Here is an 11,186-nt window from a genome sequence, read left to right on the forward strand (position 1 = left end):
TTGGTCGGATTCGTGATCGCGATCATGCTCGTCTCGATCTGAGCGTGGTACCCGATCCGCGACGGGTACCACGCGAGAACTCAAAGCCGCTCGAGGATCGTGGCGTTCGCCAGTCCGCCTGCCTCGCACATGGTTTGCAGGCCATACCGGGCACCACGATCCCGCATGGCGTGGACCAGCGTGGTCATCAGGCGTGCGCCGGACGCGCCGAGGGGGTGCCCGATGGCGATAGCACCGCCGTTGACGTTGACCTTGCCGAGGTCGGCCCCGGTGTCGTGCGCCCAGGCGAGCACCACCGGCGAGAAGGCCTCGTTGATCTCGATCAGGTCGATGTCGGAGAGCTGAAGTCCGGCGCGCCGCAGCACCTTCTCGGTCGCCGGGATCACCGCGGTGAGCATCAGCAGCGGGTCGTCACCGGCCACGGCGAAGCTGTGCAGCCGGGCCAGCGGCTTCAGGCCCAACTCCTCGGCGCGCTCGCTGGTCATGATCAGCACAGCCGCGCTGCCGTCGCTGACCTGGCTCGCGGTCGCCGCGGTGATTTCCCAGTCGATCTGCGGAAAGCGGGCGGCCATGGCCGGGTCGTAGTAGGCGGGGCGTAGCTGGGCCAGGGTTTCTGGCGTGCTGCCGACCCGGATGCCCTCATCGGTGCTGAGCCCATTGATCGGTGCCAGCTCCCTGGCGAACAGCCCGTTCTTGGTGGCGAGCGCGGCCTTCTCGTGGCTGCCGAGCGCGAACTCGTCCAGCTGGGTGCGGGTCAGGCCCCACTTGGCCGCGATCAGCTCGGCGCTGATGCCCTGCGGCACCAGACCTTCCGGGTAGCGCTCGGTGAAACCGGCGCCGGCGATGTCATCGGAGCCGATCAGGTTGGCGCCCATGGGAATTCGTCCCATCGACTCCACGCCCGCCGCGACGACGACATCGTAGGCGCCCGCGATCACGCCCTGCGCGGCGAAGTGGATTGCCTGCTGGCTGCTGCCACATTGCCGGTCCACGGTGGTCGCGGGAACGGATTCGGGATACCCGGCGGCCAATGCGGCCCTCCGGGTCATGTTGGCGCCCTGCTCGCCGACCTGGGTGACGATGCCACCGATCACGTCGTCGATGAGCGCGGGATCGATGCCGCTGCGATCCACTATCTCGCGCAGGCTGTGGGCCAGGAGGTCCACCGCATTGACGTTATGCAGTGCGCCGTTCGGCTTGCCCTTGCCGATCGGGGTGCGTACCGCTTCGACAATCACCGCGTCTCTCATGGGGCTTCCTCTCGGACCGAGAGCCGGGCGGCCATGCCTGGCTCTATCAACACATAGTCAGATTACCTCTGGCAATAGTTAAGAAAAGTCAGCATCGGTATGATGTTGGTCATGGCAGCAGTGATGGAAGGACCGTTGGCCGATCTCAGCTCGTGGAAAGCCCAGGAGTGCTCGATCGCGAAGGCACTCGACATCGTCGGCACCCGCTCGGCGGTCCTCATCCTGCGCGAGGCCTATTACGGGACCCGGCGGTTCGACGGGTTCGCAAGCCGGGTAGGAATCACCGACGCGGCCGCAGCGGGCCAGCTACGCAAACTCACCGAGGCCGGGTTGCTGACGAAGCGGCCGTACCAGGAGGAAGGCAAGCGCACGCGGCACGAGTACGTGCTCACCGGAATGGGGCGAGATCTGCTTCCGGCCGTGCTCGCGCTCATGCAGTGGGGCGACGCTTATCTGCAATCGGGTCCCGCGCCGTTACTGCTGGTCGAGGAGGCCACCGGCGCTCCAGTGCGGGTGCAGGTACGCAGCGAGACCGGGCGTGAGGTCGAGCTGGAGGAGCTGGGCGTGCGGCTCAACGAGGAGTACGCCGAGGAGGTGCGCCGGCGCTCCGGCACGAAAAACTGATCCGATCGAGCCCGACCGCCCATAGGACTGGGGCGAACGGGCCCTTTCGGCGACGAACTCAGTCGAGGCGGCGGCCGGCTGTGTCGAAGAAGTAGGTGTGCTCGGCGTCGGCGGACAGCCGCAGCTTGGTGCCCTTGGCCGGCGGGTTGCGCCAATCCGCCCGCGCCACAATGGTTTCCCCCGCGCTGCTGGCCTCGGTGACGGTGCGGCCGTAGATGTAGGCGTCGGAGCCCAGCTCCTCCACCACGTCGACCTCCATCTCGATGCCGGAGCCCTCGTCGAGCTCGAAATGCTCGGGCCGGATGCCGACCGTCACGGTGTTCCCGGCCGCGTCCGCGACCGAACGCGGCACCTGGAGCACATGTCCGCCCAGCTCGACGCCACCGTCGGTGATCGGAAGCGTGAACAGGTTCATGGCGGGCGAGCCCATGAAACCCGCGACGAACACGTTGGCCGGATCACGGTACAGATCACGCGGCGTCGCGCACTGCTGCAGCACGCCGTCCTTCAGCACGGCGACCCGGTCGCCCATCGTCATCGCCTCGACCTGGTCGTGCGTGACGTACACGGTGGTGGTGCCCAGCCTCCGTTGCAGCTGCGCGATCTGGGTGCGGGTCTGCACACGTAGTTTCGCGTCGAGATTGGACAGCGGCTCGTCCATCAGGAACACCTGCGGCTGACGCACGATCGCCCGGCCCATCGCGACGCGCTGCCGCTGACCGCCGGACAGCGCCTTCGGCTTGCGGTCCAGATAGGGCTCCAGATCGAGCAGCTTGGCCGCTTCCAGGACCCGCTTCTCCTTCTCCGCCTTGGCTACCTTGGCCAGCTTGAGCGCGAAACCCATGTTCTCCGCGACGGTCATGTGCGGGTAGAGCGCGTAGTTCTGGAACACCATCGCGATGTCGCGTTCCTTGGGTTCGGCATGCGTCACGTCTTTTGCGCCGATCAGAATGCGCCCGTCGTCGACCTCCTCCAGCCCGGCGAGCATTCGCAGTGAGGTCGATTTGCCGCAGCCGGACGGACCGACCAGAACAAGGAACTCACCATCCTCGATCTCCAAATCCAATTGATCGACGGAGGGTTTGGTCGCGCCGGGGTAGAGCCGTGTCGCACGGTCGAAGGTCACAGTGGCCATGGTGACTGCACATCCCATCCCGGCAGGAACGTGCCGGACGATCCGAGTAAGGGCGGGGAGTGATATTACTGGGCGGCCGGTGTTTCGGCGAGCGCTTGTCCGGCTGCTCGGCGTTCAGCACGCCACGGGAATGCCACTCCGGCGCGCCGTGGGCCGGCGCCTTCAGCGGCCTTCGAAGAACGCGCGTGGAACGTCGATCAGCATGGTGCCGATCTGTTCCTTGCTGACGCCGCGTTCGAGCACGTAGGGGAACACGTCGTCGAATATGTGGGTGTAGTGCCACTGTGGCAGAGCGGCCATCGCGGCTGGTTCGACCCAGTCGATGTAGCAGTTCGCGTCCTGCGAAAGCACCATCCGGTCGGTGTAACCGCGGCGCACCATTTCGATCAGGGTGTCCGCGCGGGCCTCGAAGGTGGTTTCGAGGTGGATACCGAAGCGGTCCATGCCGAGGATGAAGCCCGCGTCGGCCAGTTCGGAGAGGTGATCACAGTCGGTGCTGTCGCCGCTGTGGCCGAGTACGATTCGGCCGGGGTCGACGCCTTCTTCGTCGCACAGGACGCGCTTCACGTCGAGGCCGGTGCGGGAATCCGGGTGGGTGTGCACGGTGATCGGCACGCCGGTTTCGAGGTGGGCTTTGGCGATCGCACGCATGACACGTTCGACTCCCGAGGTGAGTCCCTGCTGGTCGATGGCGCACTTCAGCATGCCTGCCTTGACCCCGGTGCCTGCGATACCGTGACGGATGTCGCCGATGAACATGTCGACCATGGGGTCGGGGACCTGCGCGCCCATCATCGCGTTCAGCGCCGGCCCCCGGTAGTGGAAGTAGAACGGGACGTCGTCATAGGTGTAGACGCCGGTCGCGACCACCAGGTTGACCGAAATCTGTTCGGCGATCCGCTGAATCCGCGGGATGTAGCGCCCGAGGCCGACCACCGTCAGGTCGACGATCGTGTGTACGCCCGCGTCGTAGGCGCCGCGCAGTCGCCGGACGGCGTCGGCGATCCGTTCGTCTTCGGAACCCCATTCGGCCGGGTAGTTCTGCTGGATATCCCCCGTGAGCACGAAGATGTGCTCGTGCATCAATGTCACGCCGAGACCGGCGGTGTCGATAGCTCCGCGAACGGTTTCGATCCGTGTCACAGCGGTTGTCTCCTTACGGGAAAGGGGTTTCTACCAGCCGCCGGCCGTGCGGCAGGGCAAAGCCCAACTCCATGAGCGCTTGCCCCTCCGCAATCGGATGGTTCGAGGAATGAAAGGTGATTCAGTTCGGCGAATCGCCTAGCCGGTAATTGGGTCTAACGCATAACTCACGGTATCGAGTGTTTCCTGAATTCTCCTTTGCGCACCCGCGTTGAGCTGCGTGTATTACACATGCTAGGGCTGTACTGGGAGTCAGACTATATCCTGTGCGAATGAAAGTTTGTACATCTTTTGTGCGGAGCGCACATAGCTAAGGAAACTCTTTCGGATGCCGCACCGAGGGGCGTCGGGTCAGCGAGATGCGGTCGGTCTCAGGACCGCGGGCCCGAGCCAGCGTGCGGCCTGGAGCGCCAGATGCAGGTGCAGTGCGCGGTCATGATCGTCGAAGACGTCCCCGATCGCGTCCAGCGCCTGCCGCACGCGGTACTGGATGGTGTTGCGGTGTACGGCCAATTCCTGCGCGGTGGCGGCGAAACTGCGGTTGTTGGTCAGAAAGACGCACAGCGTTTCCCGTAACCACACGTTGCGATGGTTGTCGACGGCCAGTTCACCCAGGCAATCGGCGACGAACTCGCGCAGCGCCTCGACATCTCCGACCATCAGTGCGACGGCCGCTACCTGGGCGTGCGAGACGACCCGGGGTGCGTGCTCGCCGGCCAAAAGCACGATCTCTCGGACCCGATCCGCTTGGCGCAGGCTACGGCAGAAACCGGCTACACCAACTCCGCACTCGCCGATCGCCACGCGGCCGGGCAGCGCCGATATCGCGCGCTCGATGGCGGTCACGTCGATCGCGAACTCGCGGGGAACCGAGAACCACAGCCGAACTTCGTGTTCGTCGGTCGGCACCAGCAACGGCCGCCGAGAATCGTCGAACAGCGGAATCAGCGCACCGCGAAAGGCATCCAGGACGCCGACCGCTGCCTGCGGTGAGATCTCGGGACCCGTCCACACATTCAGCGCGACGTGGTTGCCGCTCAGCGAATACTGCAGTACCTGCTCGGCCCGGCCGATGTCGGCGACCGAGCCGTCGAGCACGCGCGCCACCCACTCTTGACGCAGCCCGCCGCGGCTGCTCACCCACCGGTCGCGTTCCTGCTCGTAGGCGATCCCGACCTGCTCACAGACCCGGTCGATGTAGACAGCGGTGCGATTGACGAGGCGGACAATGGCCGCTGCGCCGTCGGCGCCACCCAACTCCACGGCGGACCGCATCGCGACATCGAGAAACCCGGCGTGCCCGATGCGGTAGCCCCGAATAAGCGCTGACACCGGGACATCACGTTGTGCGAGGGTTCGCGCGTAGACCAGCGCCCTGGTCGGAGCCTGCACGTCTTTCTCATCAGCGTCGTTCTGTACGAAGTCGAGGACCGCCATCAGATTGTCGGTGGTGCCTGCCTCGAACAGCTCCCGCATACGCGTGTCCAGATCCAGCGCCGCCACCTGTGCGCGAATCTGCGACGACAGATCGCTGATCAACTGGTCGCGATTCCGCAGCATCTCCTTCACGACTCCGCGCACCACATCGTCGCCACTCTCGGCCACACCCGACACCTCCGTCCGCCATCTTGGCGCATCGAGATCTCAACCTAGACGCGGCGATCCAACCGGTGTGCGGTGTTCGCCCGGGCTTCTGCGTGGATATCACCGCGCCGGTAGCCTCGATCGGGGTAGTCACCGAGCGATGAGGAGCACGTCATGAGTCGTCCAGTTCGTATCGGAGTTCAGCTGCAGCCGCAACACGCGCCCGAGTACGGGCGCATCCGCGACGCGGTTCTGCGGGCCGAAGACGTGGGTGTCGACATCGTGTTCAACTGGGATCACTTCTACCCGCTCACCGGCGACCCCGACGGGGCGCACTTCGAGTGCTGGACGATGCTGGGCGCCTGGGCTGAGCAGACCGAGCGCGTGGAGCTCGGCGCGCTGGTCACCGGCGGCGGCTACCGCAATCCGGACCTGCTCGCCGATATGGCGCGCACTGTCGACCACATCAGTGACGGCCGGCTCATTCTGGGTATCGGGGCGGGTTGGTTCCAGAAGGACTATGACGAGTACGGCTACGAGTTCGGCACGCCGGGCAGCAGGCTCGCCCTGCTGAAGGACAATCTGGTCCGGCTTACCGCCCGCCTGCGGAAGCTGAACCCCCCGCCGACCCGTGAGATTCCGATTCTGATCGGCGGCGGTGGCGAGAAGAAGACGCTTCGGCTGGTCGCCGAGTACGCCGACGTCTGGCACACCTTCGCCGACCTGGACGTGCTCGCGCACAAGAACAAGGTGCTCGCCGAGCACTGCGCCACCGTCGGCACCGACCAGGGTCGTATCGAGCGGTCCGTGCAGTGGCCGGGCGCGGCGAAGGCGCCGGAGTTCGTGGCGGCGGGGGTGACGACGTTCACCATCGGAGTGAGCGGACCGGACTACGACCTGAGCGAGGTCGAGCGCGCTGTCCGCTGGCGCGACGAGGTGAACCCGGAGCCGGTCCGGGGGCTGGCCTGAGCCGGATTGCCGGTCGGCCGACGCACGTCGGCGCGGATTTCGCATCAGGGTGATTCGAACTATCGACCGCCGTGCGCGCCGAGGGTTCTCACGCCGTCGGCCTTCGGGTAGCCGAGGATCAACTGCTTCATCCGGCTAGGGTTCCAGCATGGCTCGTCTGCCCGCTGTGCGGTCTCGTTCGTTGATCGCCCTGATATTGCTTGCTGTCGGTCTCAGCGTCACGGCCTGCGGGTCCGGCTCCGAGGATGCGTCGACGGAGCGCAACCTGTGCGCCCCGCCCGGCCTGGCGGCCGCATCGGCCGCCCCGACCAACCTGGCCTCGTCGGACGCCGCGGGCACCGACCGCTACACCACCGCGACGACCGCGTCGCCGGCATCGATCGACGTATCCAAGCTCGGGTTGATCACCCCGGGCAAGCTGAGCGTCGGGACCCTCTCGGACGCACCGCCGAGCATCTGCGTCGACAGGCAGGGAACGTTCACCGGCTTCGACAACGAGCTGTTGAAGGCGATCGCCGCCAAGCTCGGCCTGCAGGTGGAATTCTCGGGTACCGAGTTCGCCGGGCTGCTCGCCCAGGTGTCCGGCGGCCGCTTCGACGTCGGCTCGTCGAACATCACCACTACCGACGCGCGGCGCAGGTTGGTCGGCTTCACCAACGGCTACGACTTCGGCTACTTCTCCCTCGTTGTGCCGAATGGCGGTGCCGTCAAAGGTTTTTCGGACCTCAACCGCGGCACCAGGATCGCCGTCGTCCAGGGCACCGTGCAGGACGAGTTCGTAGTGAACCAGCTGCACCTGGACCCGGTGAAGTTCCCGGACTACAACACCGCCTACGCCAACCTGAAGTCCGGCCAGGTGGACGCCTGGGTCGCGCCATCCGCGCAGGCGGAGGGCGCGATCGCGCCGGGTGACGGAACCTCGGTATCGCAGAACACCTTCAGCCTGGACAACTTCGTCGGCTGGGCGGTCGCCAAGAACAACCAGCCGCTGATCGACGCGCTCAACAGCGGCCTGGACGCGGTGATCGCCGACGGCACCTATGCCAGGCTCTACAGCGACTGGGTGCCGCGCCAGCTGCCGCCGGGCTGGAAGCCGGGATCCAAGGCAGCGCCGCCGCCGCAGCTGCCGGACTTCGCCGCGCTCGCCGCCGGAAAACAGCAGGGTGACCCGGCGCAGAACGCACCGAAATCCACGATGCGTCAGTTGAAAGACACGTTCTTCGACTGGTCTTTGTACCGCAAAGCTTTTCCCGATCTGCTCCGGACCGGGCTGCCGAATACTCTCATCCTCGCGGTGGTTTCGGGCGGGCTCGGTACCGTCCTCGGCATGCTGCTCGCGGTCGCGGGTATTTCCCGGACTCGCTGGTTGCGCTGGCCCGCGCGGATGTACACCGACGTCTTCCGTGGCCTGCCCGCCGTGGTGATCATCCTGCTGATCGGCCTCGGCATCGGTCCGGTGGCGCGCAATGTCACCGGGAACAACCCGTACTGGCTCGGCGCCGTCGCCCTCGCGCTGCTCGCCTCGGCCTACATCGGCGAGATCTTCCGCTCCGGCATCCAATCGGTCGAGGCCGGTCAGCTGGAGGCGGCGCGCGCCATCGGGTTGGGCTATCGGCAGTCGATGACGCTGGTGGTGATCCCGCAGGGCGTGCGCCGGGTGCTGCCCGCGCTGATGAACCAGTTCATCGCGCTGATCAAGGATTCGTCGCTGATCTACTTCCTCGGTCTGCTCGCCACCCAGCGCGAGCTGTTCGCGGTCGGCCGAGATCTCAACGCGCAGACCGGGAATCTCTCACCGCTGGTAGCCGCGGGCCTGGTCTACCTGCTGCTGACCGTCCCGCTCACCCATCTGGTGAACTACATCGACCGCCGTATGCGCACCGGACGCCCCGACCGGCCCATCGACCCGGTCGAGGCGGCCACGATCACGGAAGGGCGCGGATAGATGAGTGCCTCCCTCACCGGTACCGGATTGCACCTGACGCTCGGGCACAACCATGTGCTGCGCGGCATCGACATCCATGTCGACGCGGGCAAAACCGTCACCGTCATCGGACCGTCCGGCTCCGGCAAGTCGACCCTGCTGCGCGTGCTGAACCGGCTGCACGAGCCGGACCAGGGCGACGTGCTGCTGGACGGCGAGTCCGTGCTCACCGAAGACCCGGACAAGCTGCGTCAGCGCATCGGCATGGTGTTCCAGCACTTCAACCTGTTTCCGCACAAGACCGTTGTGGAGAACGTCGCGCTCGGGCCCCGAAAGTTGCGCGGGCTGTCCAAAGACGCGGCGCGGGCACTCGCGGTCGAGCAGTTGGAGATCGTCGGGTTGGCCGAGAAGGCCGACACCAGACCGGCCAACCTCTCCGGTGGCCAGCAGCAGCGCGTCGCGATCGCGCGAGCACTGGCCATGAAGCCGGAGATCATGTTCTTCGACGAGGCCACCTCGGCGCTGGACCCCGAGCTGGTCAAGGGCGTGCTCGCCCTGATGGCCGACCTCGCCTCCGGCGGTATGTCGATGATCGTGGTGACGCACGAGATGGGCTTCGCCCGCACGGTCTCCGACAGCGTGGTGTTCATGGACGAGGGACAGGTCGTCGAGACCGGTTCGCCCGACGCATTGTTCGACGCCGCACGGACGCCGCGCTTACAGCGGTTCCTCTCCCAGGTGCTCTGAACCGCGTTCCTGCCGCTCGGCAGCACACCGCTGGCTATCTGCACAGATGCGCATCTGGTAATGTGTCATGAGACATATACCCAGCTGTCCGAGCAAGGAAAGAGGGGAAGTCTGATGGCCACAACACACGTAGAGCACACCGGCCACGACCACAAGCACGGCCCCGACTGCGGCCACACGGCGGTCCAGCACGGAGACCATGTCGACTATGCCCACGAAGGCCATCTGCATCGTGAACACGAGGGCCACTATGACGAGTGCGAGCCGTCCGGGCATGCCGAACACCCCGAACACCAGCACCAGCACGGGCCGAACTGCGGCCACGACGCGGTCCAGCACGGGGACCATGTCGACTACCTGCACGACGGGCACCGCCACGCCGCCCACGACGGGCACTACGACGAGCACTGACTGTCGGTATTCGGCTCTAGAGTCGGGCGGGTGATCGAACAAGTCGAGATTCACACCGCGGCGGGGACGTTCGACGCATTGGCAGCCGGATCGCCGGGCGGTCGGGAAGTGCTCCTGCTGCATGGGTTCCCTGAGGCCGCGGTCGAGTGGGAGTTCCAGCTCGAAGCGCTCGGCGGAGGAGGATGCCACGCCGTGGCGCCGGATCAGCGCGGGTATTCGCCAGGGGTGCGGCCGGAGCGGGCCGCCGAGTATCGACTCGAGGAACTGGTCGGCGATGTCGTGGCGATCGCCGACCAGCTCGGGTGGGAGCGCTTCGATCTGATCGGCCACGACTGCGGAGCCCTGGTGGGGTGGGCCGTGGCGAACCGGATGCCGGGGCGGGTCCGCACGTTCAGCGCGGTGTCGTATCCGCATCCCACCGCACTCGAGCACGCCATGGCCGAGGACGAGGACCAGGCACAGCGGGCACACCATCTGACGACGCTGCGCCAGCCTCGCACGACCGAGCGGATCCTCCTCGCGGACGACGGCGCCGGCCTGCGCAGGATCTTCGAATGGAAGGTGTCCGAGGAGCACGTCGAGGACTATGTGCGCCGGCTCGAGCAGCCTGGGGCGCTCACCGCGGCGCTCAACTGGTACCGCGCGATGCATCTCGCGGGCCCGATCGGACCGGTGAGCGTTCCCACCCTGTATGTGTGGGGCACCGAGGACGTGACCATTGGCTCCACCGCGGCGCTGGCCACGCAGAAATACGTGTCGGGCCCGTACCGTTTCGAGATGCTCGAAGATGTCTCGCACTGGGTACCCGAAGAGGCGCCCGAGGCCCTGACCCGACTGCTCATGCGACACCTGCTCGCCCATCGTGCATAGATGTGCAGGTCGCGGTGCTAATCCGGGCGTTTCCCTGACATGACGCTCGACCAGGGGGAAAGCTGGAACCGGCCCGACGGACCCGAGCGAGGTGAAGAATATGGACGTCCAGGAAATCAACCGAAGAACCATCGCTCAGTTCCGGGCGGGCGGCGACATCGATGGCATGCGCCGCGACCGCTTGATCCTGCTGACCACGACGGGCCGTCGATCCGGCGCTGCGCACACCACCCCGATGATGTTCCATCACGACGGCGACCGCCTGTTGATCGTCGCGTCCAACGTCGGCGCCTCCACTCACCCCGACTGGTACCTGAATCTGGAGCAAAACCACCACGTCTTCGTCGAGGTGGGCGAGGAGGCTCGCGACGCGCTGGCCACCCCGCTCATCGGTGAAGACCGCGCGCGCACCTGGGCCATGCTCAAGCAGACCTACCCGTTCTTCGCCGAGCACGAGATGCGCACCGCCCGCATCATCCCGGTGGTAGCCCTGACCAAGGTATGACTCGGCACCGCATCGTGTATCGCC

General features: G+C 66.2%; 11 protein-coding genes. 7 read left to right on the forward strand and 4 right to left on the reverse strand.

Going from position 1 to position 11,186, the window contains the following annotated elements; translation table 11 throughout:
* Positions 1-80: 80 nt before the first annotated feature.
* A complete protein-coding gene (locus tag AB0H00_RS01370) occupies positions 81-1,250 on the reverse strand; it encodes a thiolase family protein (protein WP_357258981.1) in 1,170 nt (389 codons plus the stop codon).
* 111 nt (positions 1,251-1,361) lie between these two features.
* On the opposite strand from AB0H00_RS01370, the gene AB0H00_RS01375 reads away from it, so the two are divergent.
* Positions 1,362-1,874, forward strand: a complete 513-nt coding sequence (locus AB0H00_RS01375; RefSeq protein WP_357258984.1) for a helix-turn-helix domain-containing protein — start codon at positions 1,362-1,364, stop codon at positions 1,872-1,874.
* A 58-nt stretch (positions 1,875-1,932) separates the two neighbouring features.
* Here AB0H00_RS01375 and ugpC read toward each other — a convergent pair whose 3' ends face one another.
* The 3 genes from ugpC to AB0H00_RS01390 form a co-directional block, all read right to left on the reverse strand.
* On the reverse strand, positions 1,933-3,009 hold the full coding sequence (gene ugpC, locus AB0H00_RS01380) for a sn-glycerol-3-phosphate ABC transporter ATP-binding protein UgpC (protein WP_357258987.1): 1,077 nt from the start codon (positions 3,007-3,009) through the stop codon (positions 1,933-1,935).
* A 162-nt stretch (positions 3,010-3,171) separates the two neighbouring features.
* Positions 3,172-4,152 (reverse strand): phosphotriesterase-related protein, encoded by a 981-nt coding sequence (locus AB0H00_RS01385; RefSeq protein ID WP_357258989.1) that lies wholly within the window; start codon positions 4,150-4,152, stop codon positions 3,172-3,174.
* Positions 4,153-4,503: 351 nt separating this feature from the next.
* Positions 4,504-5,757 (reverse strand): helix-turn-helix domain-containing protein, encoded by a 1,254-nt coding sequence (locus AB0H00_RS01390; protein ID WP_357258992.1) that lies wholly within the window; start codon positions 5,755-5,757, stop codon positions 4,504-4,506.
* A 153-nt stretch (positions 5,758-5,910) separates the two neighbouring features.
* Between AB0H00_RS01390 and AB0H00_RS01395 the strand changes: the two genes are divergently transcribed.
* The 6 genes from AB0H00_RS01395 to AB0H00_RS01420 all read left to right on the forward strand — a co-directional run bounded on the left by AB0H00_RS01395 (position 5,911) and on the right by AB0H00_RS01420 (position 11,162).
* The gene (locus tag AB0H00_RS01395; protein ID WP_357258994.1) at positions 5,911-6,705 is read left to right on the forward strand and encodes an LLM class F420-dependent oxidoreductase; all 795 of its coding nucleotides are present in this window, start codon (positions 5,911-5,913) and stop codon (positions 6,703-6,705) included.
* Between the two features lie 148 nt (positions 6,706-6,853).
* Positions 6,854-8,650, forward strand: coding sequence for an ABC transporter substrate-binding protein/permease (locus AB0H00_RS01400; protein WP_357258997.1), 1,797 nt, complete (start codon positions 6,854-6,856; stop codon positions 8,648-8,650).
* Positions 8,651-9,376: an amino acid ABC transporter ATP-binding protein gene (locus AB0H00_RS01405; RefSeq protein ID WP_357259000.1), complete on the forward strand. Its 726-nt coding sequence runs from the start codon at positions 8,651-8,653 to the stop codon at positions 9,374-9,376.
* A 114-nt stretch (positions 9,377-9,490) separates the two neighbouring features.
* The gene (locus AB0H00_RS01410; RefSeq protein ID WP_357259001.1) at positions 9,491-9,787 is read left to right on the forward strand and encodes a hypothetical protein; all 297 of its coding nucleotides are present in this window, start codon (positions 9,491-9,493) and stop codon (positions 9,785-9,787) included.
* Positions 9,788-9,817: 30 nt separating this feature from the next.
* Positions 9,818-10,657, forward strand: coding sequence for an alpha/beta hydrolase (locus AB0H00_RS01415; protein WP_357259003.1), 840 nt, complete (start codon positions 9,818-9,820; stop codon positions 10,655-10,657).
* A 100-nt stretch (positions 10,658-10,757) separates the two neighbouring features.
* Positions 10,758-11,162 carry a nitroreductase/quinone reductase family protein gene (locus tag AB0H00_RS01420; RefSeq protein ID WP_357259005.1) on the forward strand — a complete coding sequence of 135 codons (405 nt, stop codon included), beginning with the start codon at positions 10,758-10,760 and terminating at the stop codon, positions 11,160-11,162.
* Positions 11,163-11,186 lie beyond the last annotated feature (24 nt).

The sequence above is a fragment of the Nocardia sp. NPDC023852 genome (assembly GCF_040639505.1).
GTDB lineage: Bacteria > Actinomycetota > Actinomycetes > Mycobacteriales > Mycobacteriaceae > Nocardia.

Bases quoted from the DNA above. Each gene is read 5' to 3' on its own strand.
- AB0H00_RS01370 (WP_357258981.1), bottom strand. From the start codon at position 1,250: ATGAGAGACGCGGTGATTGTCGAAGCGGTACGCACCCCGATCGGCAAG.
- AB0H00_RS01375 (WP_357258984.1), top strand. From the start codon at position 1,362: ATGGCAGCAGTGATGGAAGGACCGTTGGCCGATCTCAGCTCGTGGAAA.
- ugpC (WP_357258987.1), bottom strand. From the start codon at position 3,009: ATGGCCACTGTGACCTTCGACCGTGCGACACGGCTCTACCCCGGCGCG.
- AB0H00_RS01395 (WP_357258994.1), top strand. From the start codon at position 5,911: ATGAGTCGTCCAGTTCGTATCGGAGTTCAGCTGCAGCCGCAACACGCG.
- AB0H00_RS01400 (WP_357258997.1), top strand. From the start codon at position 6,854: ATGGCTCGTCTGCCCGCTGTGCGGTCTCGTTCGTTGATCGCCCTGATA.
- AB0H00_RS01405 (WP_357259000.1), top strand. From the start codon at position 8,651: ATGAGTGCCTCCCTCACCGGTACCGGATTGCACCTGACGCTCGGGCAC.
- AB0H00_RS01410 (WP_357259001.1), top strand. From the start codon at position 9,491: ATGGCCACAACACACGTAGAGCACACCGGCCACGACCACAAGCACGGC.
- AB0H00_RS01420 (WP_357259005.1), top strand. From the start codon at position 10,758: ATGGACGTCCAGGAAATCAACCGAAGAACCATCGCTCAGTTCCGGGCG.